The following is a 15542-nucleotide window of genomic DNA, read 5'->3' as shown; positions in this document are numbered from 1 at the left end:
CGAATCCCGCCATGGGCCCAGCGGGGGTAGCGACGCGGCCGGAGCAGGCAAGGCCGCCGCAAACCCGACCATCAGGGCCGGCGGCAGCGAGGCCGCCGGAGGAGCCGGCCTGCGGAACCACGCACTCCGCCGCGAGCGGGTGACGGTCGGGTGAACAACCGCCCCGCCGAATCCCGGTTCGTGACCGTGCTTGCGTAGGCTTCGGTGTGTGCAGAGATGGCGAAGTCTCGAGGAAATGCCACCGGACTGGGGTCGGTGTGTGCTCACCATCGGCGTGTTCGACGGTGTGCACCGCGGTCACGCCCAATTGATCAGCCGCGCGGTGAAATCCGCTGCGGTGCGCGGTGTTCCCTCGGTTCTCATGACCTTCGACCCGCATCCGATGGAAGTGGTGCGTCCCGGATCGCATCCGGCGCAGCTCACCACGCTGACCCGCCGCGCGGAGCTGGTCGAGGAACTCGGTGTCGATGTGTTCCTGGTGATGCCGTTCACCCAGGACTTCATGAAGCTCACCCCCGGCCGCTACGTGCACGACCTGCTGGTCGAGAAGCTGCATGTCGCCGAGGTCGTGGTCGGCGACAACTTCACCTTCGGCAAGAAGGCGGCCGGCACCGTCGAGACCATGCGCGAGCTGGGCCGCCGGTTCGGCTTCGAGGTCGACGGTGTGAAGCTGGTCGGCGAACACGCGGTCACGCTGTCCTCCACCTACATCCGGGCCTGTGTCGACGCCGGTGACATGGCCGCGGCCGCCGACGCGCTCGGCCGCCCGCACCGGGTCGAGGGTGTCGTCGTCCACGGCGACGGCCGCGGGCGCGAACTCGGTTTCCCGACCGCCAATGTGGCGCCGCCGATGCATGCGGCGATCCCGGCCGACGGCGTATACGCGGGCTGGTTCACCGTGCTGGCCGCCGGCGAGACGGTCGGCGTCACGCGCCCGGGCAAGCGGGCCATGGCCGCGATCTCCGTGGGCACCAACCCGACCTTCTCCGGCCGGACCCGCACCGTCGAGGCCTTCGTGCTCGACACCGAGGCGGATCTGTACGGCCAGCACGTCGCCGTGGACTTCGTGCAGCATCTGCGCGGGATGCGCCGCTTCGACTCGATCGACGATCTGGTCCGGGCCATGGGCGAGGACGTCGAGCAGACGCGGCAGGTGCTCGCCGCCGCCGAGGCGAGCGAAGCGCAGCGCTGAGCGAGGTCCGGATCGGCCCGATTCGGCCGGGCTGCGGCGATCCGGTAGGCTGGCTCGTCGGGTCTGCTGCGGTCCGCGGTGGCGCCCGCCCGGGATTTGCCGGTTTCCTCGAGCGCGGACTGAGAAACAAGGAGTGAATTCGTGGCTCTGACCACCGAGCAGAAGGCGGCCATCCTCAAGGAGTACGGCCTGCACGAGAAGGACACCGGTTCGCCGGAGGCCCAGATCGCGCTGCTGTCCAAGCGGATCTCCGACCTGACCGAGCACCTGAAGGTGCACAAGCACGATCACCACACCCGTCACGGCCTGCTGGGCCTGATCGGTCGCCGCCGGCGGCTGTCGAAGTACCTGCAGGACAAGGACATCGAGCGCTACCGTTCGCTGATCGAGCGGCTCGGACTGCGGCGTTGATCTGTTCGCGCCCGCACGGACGCGAGACAGACGCGCTGACAATCAGAGGTAGTTAACGCGCAGCCGATGGGGAGGCATAGAATCTCCCCGTCGGCTAGTCGTATATCGGCACCGCACCAGCCGTATGCACCCGCACGCGTGGCGTCGGTCTTCGGTAGTGGCCTTTCGGCGAGAGTTGCCGGCGGGCTTCGATCGATGACCGCCTCCGCGTCGCCGGTTCCATGGGGGATCGGCCGGGTGTCGCGCCACAGCCAGGAGGGCTGTCGCGCGCCCGAGCCCGGGTACGGCTGCCCCTGTGCAGGGAAGCCGCTGCCTCCGGGCAGGGAGAAACAGCGCAGGGACACCCAGCCGGATCGCGCCGCGAGGGCGTTCGATCCGGCGAGACGAGAGGTTGAGACAGAAATATGACCGAATCCCAGACGAGCTCCGCCATCGAGGTCGAACCCGGTGTGTTCGAATCGGTGGCCCTGATCGACAACGGGAGCTACGGCACCCGCACCGTCCGGTTCGAGACCGGGCGTCTGGCCAAGCAGGCCGCCGGCTCCGTCGTCGCCTACCTGGACGACGAGACCATGCTGCTGTCGGCCACCACGGCCGGTAAGCACCCCAAGGACCAGTTCGACTTCTTCCCGCTGACGGTCGACGTCGAGGAGCGGATGTACGCCGCGGGCCGCATCCCCGGCTCGTTCTTCCGTCGCGAGGGCCGGCCCTCCACCGACGCGATCCTGACCTGCCGCCTGATCGACCGTCCGCTGCGCCCGTCGTTCGTCGACGGCCTGCGCAACGAGATCCAGGTCGTGGTCACGGTGATGAGCCTGGATCCCAACGATCTCTACGACGTGGTCGCCATCAACGCCGCCTCGGCCTCGACTCAGATTGCGGGACTTCCGTTCTCGGGCCCGGTCGGCGGTGTGCGGGTGGCCCTGATCCAGGGTCAGTGGGTCGCGTTCCCGACCGTGGAGCAGCTCGAAGAGGCCGTCTTCGACATGGTCGTCGCCGGCCGCGTGGTCGAGTCCGGTGACGTCGCGATCATGATGGTCGAGGCCGAGGCCACCGAGAAGGTCATCGCGCTGGTCGAGGACGGCGCTCAGGCGCCGACGGAAACCGTTGTGGCCGAAGGCCTCGAGGCGGCCAAGCCGTTCATCGCGCGGCTGTGCAAGGCGCAGGCCGACCTGGCGGCGCTGGCGTCCAAGCCGACCGAGGAGTTCCCGCTCTTCCCGCCGTACGAGGCCGACGTCTACACCGCGGTCGAGGGCACCGCGAAGAACCCGCTGGGTGAGGCGCTGTCGATCGCCGGCAAGCAGGAGCGCGAGGAGCGCATCGACGAGATCAAGCTCGAGGTGCTCTCGGCGCTGGCCGAGGACTTCGAGGGCCGCGAGAAGGAGATCGGCGCGGCGTTCCGCTCGGTCACCAAGAAGCTTGTGCGCCAGCGCATCCTGTCCGACGGCTTCCGCATCGACGGGCGTGGCCTGGCCGATATCCGGGCGCTGTCCGCCGAGGTCGCCGTGGTGCCGCGGGCGCACGGCTCGGCGCTGTTCGAGCGCGGTGAGACCCAGATCCTGGGCGTCACCACCCTCGACATGGTGAAGATGGCCCAGCAGGTCGATTCGCTCGGCCCGGAGACCAGCAAGCGCTACATGCACCACTACAACTTCCCGCCGTTCTCCACCGGTGAGACCGGCCGTGTCGGCTCGCCCAAGCGGCGCGAGATCGGCCACGGCGCGCTCGCCGAGCGGGCGCTGGTGCCGGTGCTGCCGAGCCAGGAGGAGTTCCCCTACGCCATCCGTCAGGTGTCGGAAGCGCTGGGCTCCAACGGTTCCACCTCGATGGGTTCGGTGTGCGCCTCCACGCTGTCGCTGCTGAACGCGGGTGTGCCCCTGAAGTCGCCGGTCGCCGGTATCGCCATGGGTCTGGTGTCCGACGAGGTCACCGGAGACAACGGTGAGTCGGAGACCCGCTACGTCGCGCTGACCGACATCCTCGGCGCCGAGGACGCCTTCGGCGATATGGACTTCAAGGTCGCGGGTACCCGCGACTTCGTCACCGCGCTGCAGCTGGACACCAAGCTCGACGGCATTCCGTCGAAGGTGCTCGCGGGTGCTCTGAACCAGGCTCGCGACGCGCGCCTGACCATCCTGGACGTGATGGCCGAGGCCATCGCCACCCCGGACGAGATGAGCCCCTACGCGCCGCGCGTCACCGCGATCAAGATCCCGGTCGACAAGATCGGCGAGGTGATCGGGCCCAAGGGCAAGGTCATCAACCAGATCACCGAGGACACCGGCGCCAACATCTCCATCGAGGACGACGGCACCGTGTTCGTCGGCGCGACCGACGGCCCGTCGGCGCAGGCCGCGATCGACGCGATCAACGCCATCGCCAACCCGCAGCTGCCGAAGGTCGGCGAGCGCTTCCTGGGCACGGTCGTCAAGACCACCGCCTTCGGCGCGTTCGTCTCGCTGCTGCCGGGCCGCGACGGTCTGGTGCACATCTCGAAGCTGGGCAACGGCAAGCGGGTCGGCAAGGTCGAGGACGTGGTGAACGTCGGCGACAAGATCCGCGTCGAGATCGCCGATATCGACAACCGCGGCAAGATCTCGCTGGTCCCCGTCACCGAAGAAGACACCGCAGAGGCATCGGCCCCGGCCGCCGACGAGGCTCCGGCTGCAGCCGAGGCCGCAGCCGAGTAAATAGTTGGATGTGACGAAGAAGAAGTCCTCGGCGCGCGCCCCGAAGCCCTCGGCTTCGACGCGCGCGCCGGGCAGCACAGCTCGTGCGCCGAAGACGAAGCAAGCCTCGCGCGCGCGGACTCCGGCGAAATCCACCGCCGACGAGGCCCCCTTGCTCGCTCTCGAGCAGGGGGGCTCTTCGCTGGTGCTCGCCGAGGACGGTTCGTTCTCCGACAGCGGGGTGCGGCGCACGGTACTGCCCGGCGGGCTCCGGGTGGTCACCGAGCATGTCCCCGGCGTGCGGTCGGCGTCGATCGGTGTCTGGGTGGGTGTGGGCTCCCGCGACGAGGGGCCCACGGTGGCCGGGGCCGCGCACTTCCTGGAACACCTGCTGTTCAAGGCGACCCCGACGCGGACGGCGCTGGACATCGCCGAGGCCGTCGACGCGGTCGGCGGAGAACTCAACGCGTTCACCGCCAAGGAACAGACCTGCTACTACGCGCATGTGCTGGACGACGATCTGCCGCTCGCGGTGGATGTCGTCTCCGATGTGGTGCTGAACGGATTGTGCCGTCCGATCGATGTCGACGTGGAACGTCAGGTGGTGCTCGAGGAGATCTCGATGCGCGACGACGATCCCGAGGACCTGGTCGGCGACTCGTTCCTGACCGCGCTGTTCGGCGATCATCCGATCGGGCGGCCGGTGATCGGCACGGTCGACTCGATCGAGCAGATGACCGCCGCGCAACTGCGCGGGTTCCATCTGCGGCGCTACCGTCCGGACCGGATGGTGGTGGCGGTGGCCGGCAACGTCGAGCACGAACACACCGTGGAGCTGGTCCACCGCGCCTTCGCCGACCGGCTCGATCCGTTGCGGGAACCGGCGCCGCGCCGGGAAGGTCACTTCCGCAAGCGCACGTCACCGCAGCTGCACTGGACCTACCGCGACAGCGAACAGGCGCATCTGGTGTTCGGGGTGCGCGCGTTCGGTCGCCACGAGGGGCATAAGCGCTGGCCGCTGTCAGTGTTGAACACCGTGCTCGGTGGCGGGCTCAGTTCCCGTCTCTTCCAGAAGATCCGGGAGGAACGCGGCCTGGCGTACTCGGTGTACTCCAGTGTCGACACCTTCGCCGACACCGGCGCGTTCTCGGTGTATCTGGGATGTCAGCCGGAAAACCTCGGCGAGGTGACGGCATTGGCGCGCGAGGTCCTGGAAGACGTTGCCGCCAACGGGATCACCGATGCCGAATGCGCCCGGGCCAAGGGGTCGCTGCGCGGCGGACTGGTGCTGGGCCTCGAGGATTCCGGCTCCCGGATGAACCGCATCGGCCGCAGCGAACTCAGCTACGGCAATCACCGCAGCGTCTCGGAGACGCTGGCGCGCATCGACGCGGTCACCACCGCGGAGGTTTCCGCGATCGCCCGCACCCTGCTGGCGCGGCCGTACGCGGCCTCGGTGGCGGGGCCGTATCGGCGGATGCGCGACTTGCCCGGTGCGGTGAGGCGTTTGGCGGACTGAGTCAGTCGCGCGGTGCGGCGCCGGAGTCGCCCGCGCGATTGGCGGCGCCCACCACCGCCGCGAGCAGTCCGGGCAGGGCGTGCTCGACTTCCTCGGTGCGCAGCCGGGCGTAGGTCTGGCCGTCGGCGACGATGCGTTCGGTGACCCCGGCCTCGCGCAGGATCTTCAGATGGTGGGTCGCGGTGGATTTGTTGATGGTGTCGTAGAGCATGCCGCAGCGAACCGGGCCGCCGGCATTGCTGAGCCTGCGCACCATCTCGAGCCGGACCGGGTCGTGCAGGGCGCCGAGCACCTCCTGCACGGTGGCGACCGGATGAGATTCCACGGTCTTGTTGCTATCGCTCATGATCTTTCTCACGGGAAATTCGGTTTGATGGGAATCAAACCATCGCTACGGTGGTTGAGTTCGATCGCAATCAAACTTACCTGATGGAGAGAATCGATGGCCGCAACTGTCACGGTTGCTCCGGCTTCGCGGACCACGCAGTCCTGGGCCTATGCACTGATTCTGGTCGCCAGCGGAGTCGCGCTCGGAGTGTCCGGTGTTCCCGCCCCGCTCTACGGGCTGTACCAGAAGGAATGGCATTTCTCGCCGCTGACCACCACCATCGTCTTCGCCGTCTATGCCGTCGCCGCGCTGGCCGCCGTGCTGGTGTCGGGCAAGATCTCCGATGTCGTGGGCCGCAAGCCGGTGCTGCTGGGCGCACTCGCCACGATGGTGATCGGACTGGTCGTCTTCCTGTTCGCCGACAACGTCGCGATGCTGCTGGTGGCGCGCGCGCTGCACGGGGTGGCCGTCGGTGCCACCGTGGTGGCCGGGGCGGCGGCACTGCTGGATCTGCGCCCGCAGCACGGCGCCCGGTCGGGACAGCTGACCGGTGTGGCCTTCAATGTCGGTATGGCCGTGGCCATTCTGGGTTCGGCACTGCTGGCGCAGTACGTGCCGCATCCGCTGCGCACGCCGTATGTGGTGATCACGGTGTTCTGCCTGCTGATCGGCGTGGGCGTGGTGGTGATGACCGAAACGCACACCGCCCGCACGTCGGGTCCCATCCGGATCGCGAAACCGGCGGTACCGCAGGAGATTCGGGCCGATTTCTGGTTCTCGGCACTGGGCGTGATGGCGGCCTGGTCGGTGCTGGGTGTGCTGCTGTCGCTGTATCCCTCGCTGGCCGCGGAGAAGACCGGCGTGCACAATCTCGTCTTCGGCGGTGCCGTGGTCGCCTCGACCGCGACGGCCGGGGCGCTGGCTCAGCTGTTCGCGACCGCGATTCCGGCGCGTCGCGCGGCCGTCGGCGGTGATACCGGGATGGCGATCGCGCTGCTGCTGACCATTCCGGCGCTGGCGACCCACAACTGGGTGGTCGTCCTGGCGGCCGGGGTCCTGCTCGGCGCGACCTTCGGCTTGGGCTTCGGCGGGTCGCTGCGGCATCTGTCGAATGTGGTGCCGCAGCACAAGCGCGGCGAGACCATGTCCGCGTACTACCTGCTGGCCTATACGGCGATGGCCCTGCCGACCGTGCTGGCCGGCTGGGCCGCCACCCGGTGGGGAATGGGCACGATCTTCCCCTGGTTCGTGGTGGTGGTCGCGCTGGCCTGCCTGACCGCGGCCGCGATCGGTGTGCGCGGAAGTCGCGCGGAAGCCTGATCGCCGCGGAACAGGTTGCCGGACACGACGATGCGGTGCGCACCGGGAGGGTGTGCGCCGCATCGTCGCTCTGCGACGGGGCCGAATCCCGTGGAATCTGTGGCGGATTCGAATTCTCGTTACTATGCGCCCATGGCTCGGCGGGGGACATTTCGGCAGCGGCAGGCTCAGCGGATACAGCGTTCGGCCTTGCTGGTATCGGTCGTCTCGGTGGTACTCGGCGGCTTGGTGATCGCGGGAATCGCCTGGTGGGTGCTGTGGCTCGCGCTCGGCGCGAAGGCCGATACGCCGAATCAGCTGGATCTGACCAAGATCGCCCTCTCGGTGTCGGCCGGCGTCGGCGGTGCGGTGGCGCTGGTGGTGGCCTATCGCAAGCAGCGCGACAACGAACGCGGCCGCTTCGCGCAGCTGTTCGGGGCCGCGGCGGCGCAACTGGGGAATGCCGATGTCGCGGTGCGCATGGCGGGCGTCTACGCGATGGCCGGGGTGGCCGACGAGTTCGCGGCGCGCGGCATGCGGCAACAGTGCATCGACGTGCTGTGCGGCTATCTGCGACTGCCCTACGACCCCGATGAGGGGGCCACCCACCTGAGCGCCCGCAAGATCACCGACGAGGCGGGCGGGCCGCAGGTGGAGCGGGCCTACCAGCTGCGCCAGAACGACCGCGAGGTGCGGCGCACCATCATCGCGGTGATCGTGACCCATTTGCGGCCGCAGGCCGAAACGTCCTGGTCCCAGTGCGATTTCAACTTCGACGACGCGGTGCTCGAGGATGTCGACTTCCGCTGGGCGGTATTCGCCGGCGGGCACACGCATCTGCGCGGTACCCGTTTCGTCGGCGAGCGCTCCGCCAACTTCGACAACGTGGAATTCGTCGGCACGCACGTGACGTTCCACAGCGCGCGTTTCGAGAGTGATGCGCTGTTCCGGGGCACGAAATTCACCCCTACCACGGGTGACGTCTACACCGGGCGCGCCGGCACCAGCTTCGTCGACGCGGTGTTCCGCGGTAGGGCCGACTTCACCGAGGCCGAATTCGGCGGGCCCCGAACGCGATTCACCGGCGCGCGGTTCACCGGTCCGACGACGTCGTTCACGCGTGCGCGGTTCACCGCCGACAGCACCGTCTTCGACGGCGTCGAGGTGGCGGGAGACAGTGCGCATTTCGACGGCGTCGTGGTCGGCAGTTCGCGAATCACGTTCGCCGGCACTCGTTTCGACGCCGAGCGCACGGTGTTGGACAACGCTCGCATCGGTGGCGGACGGGGCTCGGCCGGCGCGGATTTCAGCGGCGTCAGCTGTCGCGGCAGCGTATCGACCGCGGGCGCCGACATTCCCGGGTGGCCGTGCGCCGCCGGCGAGCCGGACGACAACGCGGGCACGGAATCGGATCCGCGGGACGCGACGTCGTCCGACGGCATCGGCTCGGTCGTCGATCCGGCGCTCGAGTAACCGGTTTCCGGTACTCGCGGCGCCCCCCGTTCCGTTCGAGTGCCCGGGCCGGCCGAGGCCGCCCGCCCGTGCTCGTAGGCGTCGGCCGGGTCCGATCGCCGTCCGCAACCCGGTACCCGAGCCCGGACCTGCCCGGTACGGTCGGTGCCATGAAGATTCGTGGTGCTGTGCTCGAGCGGATCGGCGACCCGATTCCCTACGCCGATTCGACCCCGATCGTGATCGAGGATCTGGAGTTGGCTGAGCCGGGGCCGGGGGAACTGCTGGTCCGGATCGAGGCGGCCGGGCTGTGCCATTCGGACCTGTCGGTGGTGGACGGAAACCGGGTGCGGCCGGTGCCGATGCTGCTGGGCCACGAAGCGGCCGGACGGGTCGAGCAGGTGGGCCCCGGCGACAGCGACCTGCGAGTCGGCCAGCGCGTCGTGATGACCTTCCTGCCGCGCTGCGGACAGTGCGAGGGCTGCGCCACCGACGGGCGCACCCCCTGCGTGCCGGGCAGCGTCGCCAACAACGAGGGCGAGCTGCTCGGCGGCGGGCGGCGACTGCGCGACGCGAACGGACCCGTGCACCACCATCTCGGCGTCTCCGGATTCGCCACCCACGCCGTGGTCGATCGGCGGTCGGTGGTGCCGGTCGACGACGATGTGCCGCCGGAGGTCGCCGCCGTACTCGGCTGCGCGGTGCTCACCGGCGGGGGAGCGCTGCTCAATTCGGCGCGGCCGGGCACGGGCGATCGCATCATGGTCGTCGGTCTCGGTGGGGTCGGCATGGCGGCGGTACTGGTGGCCGCCTCGCTGCGGGAAAGCCTCGGAGCCGAGGTCATCGCCGTCGACACCGTGCCCGAAAAGCTCACGCTGGCACGCGAACTCGGCGCCACCCAGGTCTACACCCCGGCCGAGGTGGCCGGGCGGGGAATCGCGGCGGAGGTCGTGGTGGAGGCCGCGGGCAACGTGCGCGCCTTCGAGACCGCGGTGGCCGCCACCGCACCCGGCGGCACCACCGTCACCGTCGGGCTGCCGAATCCCGAAGCGCGCGCGAGCATTTCACCGCTGGCGCTGGTGGCTCAGGGCCGGTCGATCGTGGGCAGCTATCTGGGTTCCGCGGTTCCGGCGCGCGACATCCCGGAATATGTGCGGATGTGGCGGGAGGGGCGGCTGCCGGTCGAACGGCTGGTGTCCTCGCGCATCCGGCTCGACGAGATCAATCACGCGATGGACGAGCTGGCCGCCGGCCACGCCCTGCGCCAGGTGATCATGTTCGACTGACGACGGGTGACGCACGCGACTTCCGGGTGACCGGTGTGGCGGTCGCCGGCACCCCTGCCGATAGGCTCTGAGCGCAACGGGCATCGAACGGTATGTGAGGAGTTCACGGTGGCGACGAACCGGATCCGGGTGGGCGTACTCGGCGCGCAGGGCAAGGTCGGGCAGGCGATCTGCGCGGCGGTCGAGGCCGCCGACGACCTGGAGCTGGTCGCCGGGGTCGACAAGAGCGACGCGCTGGAGGCGTTCACCGAGGCGGGCGCCCAGGTCGTGGTCGACTTCACCCACCCCGACGTGGTGATGCCGAATCTGAAGTGGTTGGTGGAGCACGGTATTCACGCCGTCGTCGGCACCACCGGTTTCGACGAGTCCCGGCTCGACCAGGTGCGCTCCTGGCTGGCGGACAATCCCGAGGTGGGGGTGCTGATCGCCCCCAACTTCGCGATCGGCGCGGTGCTGTCGATGCGGTTCGCCGAACAGGCCGCCCGCTGGTTCGATTCGGTCGAGGTCATCGAACTGCATCACCCGAACAAGGCCGACGCGCCCTCCGGCACCGCCTATCGCACCGCCGGCATCATCGCCGAGGCCCGCAAACAGGCCGGTGTGGGCCCGAGCCCCGATGCCACGACCACCGAACTCGACGGCGCGCGCGGGGCGAGCGTCGACGGGGTGCGGGTGCACTCGGTGCGGCTGGCCGGACTGGTCGCGCACCAGGAGGTGCTGTTCGGCACCCAGGGCGAAACGCTCACGATCCGCCACGATTCGATCGACCGCACGTCCTTCGCGCCGGGTGTGCTGCTCGGCGTGCGGCAGATCGGCGCCCGCCCGGGACTCACCGTCGGGCTCGATCCGCTGCTGGACCTGTGAACGAGCGCGACAGCGGGCGGCAGGTGCTGCGCATCGTCGCCTTCATCGCCTTCCTGGTCGTCGCCCTGGCCTTCTACTTCCTGCTGCTGGGGCGCATCGCGATCGAACTGATGACCTCGGGCGAGCCCGCCGCGATCGCGATGGGTGTGGGCGTGCTGATCCTGCCGATCCTCGGCGTGTGGGTGGTGGCCACCAGCATTCGCGCCGCCCTCGCCCACCAGCATCTGGCGCGGCGCATCCACGACGAGGGCCTCGAACTCGACGTGTCCGACCTGCCCCGCCGCCCGTCCGGCCGCCTGGAGAAGGCCGCGGCCGACGAGCTGTTCGAGCAGGTCAAGAAGGAGTGGGAAGCCGATCCCGACAACTGGCGCACCAACTACCGCGCCGCCCGCGCCTACGACTACGCCGGCGACCGCTCGCGCGCCCGCGAAACCATGCGCCGCGCCGTGGAACTCGAGCGCGTCGAACGCCGCACCCGGTCCTGAGACACGGCCGGCCCCACTAGGCTCGCCTGGGTGCCGACGTTGTTGATCATCCATCACACGCCCTCGCCGTTCCTGCAGGACATGTTCGAAGCGGTGGTCGCGGGCGCCACCGACCCCGAGATCGAGGGGGTCGAGGTGGTGCGGCGGGCGGCGCTGGCCGTCACCGCGAGCGACGTGCTCGCCGCCGACGGCTATGTCCTGGGCACGCCGGCCAATCTGGGCTATATGTCGGGCGCGCTGAAACACGCCTTCGACACCTTCTACTACCCCTGCCTCGACAGCACCCGCGGCCGGCCGTTCGGGGTGTACATCCACGGCAATCAGGGCACCGAGGGAGCCGAGCGCAGCATCACGACCGTGACGACCGGGATGGGGTGGCAGCAGGCCGCCGCACCGGTGATCGTCACCGGTCAGCCGGGTAAAGACGACCGGGAGAGGTGCTGGGAACTGGGTGCGACGGTCGCGGCGCAGTTGAGCGCCTGAGCCGGTGACCCGATTTCTGGTGTCTCACACGGATATCACCGGCACCGTCATACTCGACGGCAGGACGTCGCGTTCCCGGCCGGGGGCGCGGCGTGTGTTCGGCTTTCGGGAAGGGTGAGGACCATATGACGCCACCGCGGCGGATCGGTCTGGTCGAGGACCACGAGTCGGTCGCGCTCGGCCTGGCCAGCATGCTGGCCGGCGAAAGCGATCTGGAACTGGTCATCACCGCCGGCACGGTGGCCGAATTGCTTTCGGCCGCACCGGAATTGGATCTGGTGATACTCGATCTGCGGCTCGCCGACGGCTCCACCCCGCAGTCCAATGTGCAGGCCCTGCGCGATCGCGGACTCGAGGTGCTGGTGTTCACGGGAGCCGACAATCCGTTCCTGGTGCGCTCGGCCGCGCGGGCCGGGGTGCTGGGCGTGGTGCGCAAATCCGAGGACGTGCAGACCGTGGTCGCCGCGGTGCGCGCCGCCGCGAGCGGCGAACAGGTGGTCACCACCGATTGGGCCGCCGCCATCGACGGAGATCCGCAGCTGCGCGATGTCGGACTGAGCCCGCGCCAGCAGGAGGTGCTGACCCTCTACGCGTCCGGCGAGAAAGCCTCGCGGGTGGCGCGGCTGACCGGGCTCTCGGAGCAGACCGTCAACGACTACCTGGGCCGGATCCGCCAGAAGTACGCCGACGCGGGCCGCCCGGCGCCCACCAAGACCGACCTCTACAAGCGCGCGGTGGAGGACGGGTGGCTGCCGGTGCCCGAGCGCAACAACCAGACATGATCGCGGTCGACGCACCCGGAGTCTTCGCGCGCACCGCGGCCGCGGCCCGCATCCGGGTTCCCGGCCGCGCGGTGGTGCGCTCCGATACTCCGGCGGTGGAGCGGGTCGTGCGCCGGCTGGGGCTCTCGATCGGCGCGGGCGGGGTGATCATGGGCCTCGCCGATCTTCCGGAGATCACCGAGCAGGCGCGGTTCACGCCCGCCTGGTGGACGCCGACTGCCAGCGCGCTGGCGTTCGGACTGTTCCCGGTGCTGGCCGTGCTGTCGATCCGGTCGAGTCCGCGCACCATCCGGCTGGTGTCGGGCTGCGCCGCGGTGGCCTTCCTGTCCGCGGTGGCGACCATGCTGATCGGGCTCGACACCCACAGCATCGGCGCGAATTCGGTGTGGCTGTACCGGATGCTGCCACTGGGGGTGCTCGTGGCGACGTTGGCGTGGCCGGCGCTCGTCGCGGTGGCGTATCTGCTGATCGGCTCGGCGGCCGTCGCGTTGACGAATATCTATCTGGCGGAACAGTTCACGGCAGTGTCCGTGCTCAGCGCCTTCGCCCGCGCGGTCGGACTGTCGGCGTTGTTCCTGTGGTGTGTGGTCTCGGCGCTGTCGGCCGCGGCCCGGGTGGACCGCGAATCGGTGGCGGCGAGTAAACAGGCCGCCGAAGCCGCCGCGGCTGCGGCGCGCGACAACGAGAGCGCCCGCTTCGCCGCCCTCATTCACGACGCCGTCCTGTCCACACTGCTGGACGCCTCGCGCGGCAGTGAACCCTCGGATGTGCTGCGACGGCAGGCCGAACGCACCCTGAACCAACTCGACGAGATCCGCGTCGAATCGCGCGAACCCGATGTGCTCGACGCACGTGCGGCCGTCGATTTCCTGCGCGCCTCGGTGCACGAGGTGAATCCCGGCGTTCGTTTCACCACCAGGACCTGGCCGGGCTTCGACGACCTGCGCATGCCCGCCGCTGCGGCGCGCACCCTCGCCGCGGCTCTGGCCGAGGCGGTCCGCAACAGCCTGCGCCACGCCGCGGTACCCGGCCGGGTAGTGACGCGCACGGTGACCTGCACGATCAGCGCGGGCAGCATCCGGGTCGTCTTCACCGACGACGGCGCCGGGTTCGACGTGCACGCGGTCTCGGCGGACCGGCTCGGTATCTCGGTGAGCATTCTCGGCCGCATGCGCCAGCTGGCCGGCGGCGCCGGATTCGTGGAATCGCAACCGGGGGAGGGCACCGCGGTGACCTTGGTCTGGGGTGGTGACGGTGCGCACTGATTCCGGTGGCGAACAAGCATTCGGGCTGCGTGAGCTGCTCGGACTGCGCGGTCCTACCGCGTGGCTGTTCCTGGTCCTGCTGGAGGTGACCATCACCCTCTACATGGTCCGCAACATCGACACCACCGATGCGCTTCCGACGGTGACCGCGCTGATCGTGATGGTGGTGGGCGGTGCGCTGGTGCTGGTGGTCCCCGGCGATCCGCTGCCGTGGGCCGTGACGATCTTCGTCGCCGCCGCCGGGCCGGTCGCCACCGCCCTGACCTCGGCCGATCCCGGCACACCGGAAACCCGGCACATGGTGTGGACCACCTTCGCGACCTCGTATGTGCTGGCCGTGCTGGTACTGCGCGGCCGGATGGGCACGGCGTGGCTCGGCGTGGCCGGAGTCGCGGTCGTCATCGGTGTCGAGGGCGCACGGGCCTGGCTGACCGCGAGCGCGATCGTCGCCGCGATCGTGCCCATCGGCACCGTCATCGCCATCTCGGTGTTCGCGCAGATCATGCGGCCCACCCAGCGTTCGCTGCGGGGGTTGCGCGAGGAAGCGAGCGCTCAGGCCGCCGCGGAGGCGACGATGGCGGCCGCCGACGGCGAACGCACGCGGCAGCTGGAGCGCCTGGACCGGGTGGCCCGCCCGATCCTGGAACGCATCGCCGAGGGCGCGGTCCTCACCGTCGGTGAACGTGAACAGTGCCGGCTCCTGGAGGCGGAACTGCGCGACGGACTGCGTGCCCCGCAGTTGATGACCGAGGAGCTCAGCGGGGCCGCGCGGGGTGCGCGGGCGCGCGGGGTGGAGGTCGTGCTGCTCGACGACGGTGGCTTCACCGAGGCGCCGAAGTGGTTGCGCGAACGCGTCATCGACGTCGCCACGCGGGAATTGGACGCGGCGAACGCCGGCTCGGTGACGGTGCGCATCCTGCCGCCCGGGCGACGGGTGCTGTCGACGGTTCTCGCGCAGGCGCCCGATCACGACCGCCGCACCGAGATCGGCCCCACCGGCACCGTGACGGTGATGGACTGATCAGCTGTCGCAGCGTCCGGGGCCGCCCTTGCGCATCTGATCGCGCAGGGCGCCCTGGACCGCGCCGGAGAGCCAGGAGTTCAGCGACTGACCGCTCTGGGTGGCGGCCTCCTCGGCGCGAGCCTTCAAATTCTCGACCATGCGCAGGGTGACCCGGCTGATGTCGCCGGTCATCTCCTCGAACGTCGGGTGCGATTCCTCGCTCGCGGTGCGCCGCACCTCGACCTGCGCGTCGGTACCCGACAGGGAGACGTGCACGGTGCGATCGTCGAGCGTCGCGTTGACCTCGTCCGCCAGATCCGAGAGCGCGGCCAGCAGCGTCAGCCGCAGCGAGTTCTCCGTGGCGGCGGCCAAGGCGGCGGCGGTGGCCTGTGTCTTCTCGTCGCCGAGCGCGGCGGCCGCGACGAGATCGTCGCGCATCCGGGCGGTGTACTTGTTCAGATCCATGACATCAGTATGACGCCATAAATGACATCACGCCAGCGT

At 69.6% G+C, this 15542-nt stretch carries 15 protein-coding genes; 13 read left to right on the top strand and 2 right to left on the bottom strand.

The features are described 5' to 3' along the window. Positions 1-208: 208 nt before the first annotated feature. The 4 genes from NA3_RS05160 (at position 209) to NA3_RS05145 (ending at position 5791) form a co-directional block, all read left to right on the top strand. Positions 209-1192 (top strand): bifunctional riboflavin kinase/FAD synthetase, encoded by a 984-nt coding sequence (locus tag NA3_RS05160; protein WP_062962382.1) that lies wholly within the window; start codon positions 209-211, stop codon positions 1190-1192. 141 nt (positions 1193-1333) lie between these two features. Beyond that, a complete protein-coding gene (rpsO, locus tag NA3_RS05155; protein ID WP_040720363.1) occupies positions 1334-1603 on the top strand; it encodes a 30S ribosomal protein S15 in 270 nt (89 codons plus the stop codon). 404 nt (positions 1604-2007) lie between these two features. After that, entirely contained in the window at positions 2008-4293 is a 2286-nt protein-coding gene (locus tag NA3_RS05150) for a polyribonucleotide nucleotidyltransferase (protein ID WP_062962381.1), read from the top strand. Positions 4294-4474: 181 nt separating this feature from the next. Further along, positions 4475-5791, top strand: a complete 1317-nt coding sequence (locus NA3_RS05145) for a M16 family metallopeptidase (protein WP_062962430.1) — start codon at positions 4475-4477, stop codon at positions 5789-5791. Position 5792: 1 nt separating this feature from the next. Here the strand turns inward: NA3_RS05145 and NA3_RS05140 are convergent, their stop codons facing one another. Then, complete coding sequence (locus NA3_RS05140) at positions 5793-6137, bottom strand: ArsR/SmtB family transcription factor (protein WP_062962380.1); 345 nt, start codon at positions 6135-6137, stop codon at positions 5793-5795. A 96-nt stretch (positions 6138-6233) separates the two neighbouring features. On the opposite strand from NA3_RS05140, the gene NA3_RS05135 reads away from it, so the two are divergent. From NA3_RS05135 to NA3_RS05095, 9 genes are all read left to right on the top strand, one after another. After that, a complete protein-coding gene (locus tag NA3_RS05135; RefSeq protein ID WP_062962379.1) occupies positions 6234-7439 on the top strand; it encodes an MFS transporter in 1206 nt (401 codons plus the stop codon). 132 nt (positions 7440-7571) lie between these two features. Continuing rightward, positions 7572-8891 carry a pentapeptide repeat-containing protein gene (locus NA3_RS05130; RefSeq protein WP_128145363.1) on the top strand — a complete coding sequence of 440 codons (1320 nt, stop codon included), beginning with the start codon at positions 7572-7574 and terminating at the stop codon, positions 8889-8891. A 149-nt stretch (positions 8892-9040) separates the two neighbouring features. After that, positions 9041-10156, top strand: coding sequence for an alcohol dehydrogenase catalytic domain-containing protein (locus tag NA3_RS05125; RefSeq protein ID WP_062962377.1), 1116 nt, complete (start codon positions 9041-9043; stop codon positions 10154-10156). A 108-nt stretch (positions 10157-10264) separates the two neighbouring features. After that, on the top strand, positions 10265-11020 hold the full coding sequence (gene dapB / locus NA3_RS05120; protein WP_372464196.1) for a 4-hydroxy-tetrahydrodipicolinate reductase: 756 nt from the start codon (positions 10265-10267) through the stop codon (positions 11018-11020). Next, on the top strand, positions 11017-11505 hold the full coding sequence (locus tag NA3_RS05115; protein WP_062962376.1) for a hypothetical protein: 489 nt from the start codon (positions 11017-11019) through the stop codon (positions 11503-11505). The genes dapB and NA3_RS05115 overlap by 4 nt, the downstream gene beginning before the upstream one ends. A 30-nt stretch (positions 11506-11535) precedes the next feature. Further along, entirely contained in the window at positions 11536-11988 is a 453-nt protein-coding gene (locus tag NA3_RS05110) for a flavodoxin family protein (protein ID WP_174561047.1), read from the top strand. 125 nt (positions 11989-12113) lie between these two features. Then, entirely contained in the window at positions 12114-12770 is a 657-nt protein-coding gene (locus tag NA3_RS05105) for a response regulator transcription factor (RefSeq protein ID WP_062962375.1), read from the top strand. Beyond that, positions 12734-14035 carry an ATP-binding protein gene (locus NA3_RS05100; protein ID WP_167354960.1) on the top strand — a complete coding sequence of 434 codons (1302 nt, stop codon included), beginning with the start codon at positions 12734-12736 and terminating at the stop codon, positions 14033-14035. Before NA3_RS05105 ends, NA3_RS05100 begins: the two co-directional genes overlap by 37 nt. Further along, positions 14025-15056 (top strand): DUF8320 family protein, encoded by a 1032-nt coding sequence (locus NA3_RS05095; protein ID WP_128145362.1) that lies wholly within the window; start codon positions 14025-14027, stop codon positions 15054-15056. Before NA3_RS05100 ends, NA3_RS05095 begins: the two co-directional genes overlap by 11 nt. On the opposite strand, the gene NA3_RS05090 is transcribed toward NA3_RS05095, so the two are convergent. Beyond that, a complete protein-coding gene (locus tag NA3_RS05090; RefSeq protein ID WP_062962373.1) occupies positions 15057-15503 on the bottom strand; it encodes a hypothetical protein in 447 nt (148 codons plus the stop codon). It lies immediately after the preceding gene. Positions 15504-15542: the final 39 nt, after the last annotated feature.

The organism is Nocardia africana NBRC 100379 (assembly GCF_001612635.1).
In the GTDB taxonomy this organism is placed as follows: Bacteria; Actinomycetota; Actinomycetes; order Mycobacteriales; family Mycobacteriaceae; genus Nocardia; species Nocardia africana.
The sequence above is the reverse complement of the archived record's forward strand: the minus strand, read 5'-3'. Positions and strand labels throughout refer to the sequence as shown.

Bases quoted from the DNA above. Each gene is read 5' to 3' on its own strand.
- NA3_RS05150 (WP_062962381.1), top strand. From the start codon at position 2,008: ATGACCGAATCCCAGACGAGCTCCGCCATCGAGGTCGAACCCGGTGTG.
- NA3_RS05140 (WP_062962380.1), bottom strand. From the start codon at position 6,137: ATGAGCGATAGCAACAAGACCGTGGAATCTCATCCGGTCGCCACCGTG.
- NA3_RS05135 (WP_062962379.1), top strand. From the start codon at position 6,234: ATGGCCGCAACTGTCACGGTTGCTCCGGCTTCGCGGACCACGCAGTCC.
- NA3_RS05130 (WP_128145363.1), top strand. From the start codon at position 7,572: ATGGCTCGGCGGGGGACATTTCGGCAGCGGCAGGCTCAGCGGATACAG.
- NA3_RS05125 (WP_062962377.1), top strand. From the start codon at position 9,041: ATGAAGATTCGTGGTGCTGTGCTCGAGCGGATCGGCGACCCGATTCCC.
- NA3_RS05105 (WP_062962375.1), top strand. From the start codon at position 12,114: ATGACGCCACCGCGGCGGATCGGTCTGGTCGAGGACCACGAGTCGGTC.
- NA3_RS05090 (WP_062962373.1), bottom strand. From the start codon at position 15,503: ATGGATCTGAACAAGTACACCGCCCGGATGCGCGACGATCTCGTCGCG.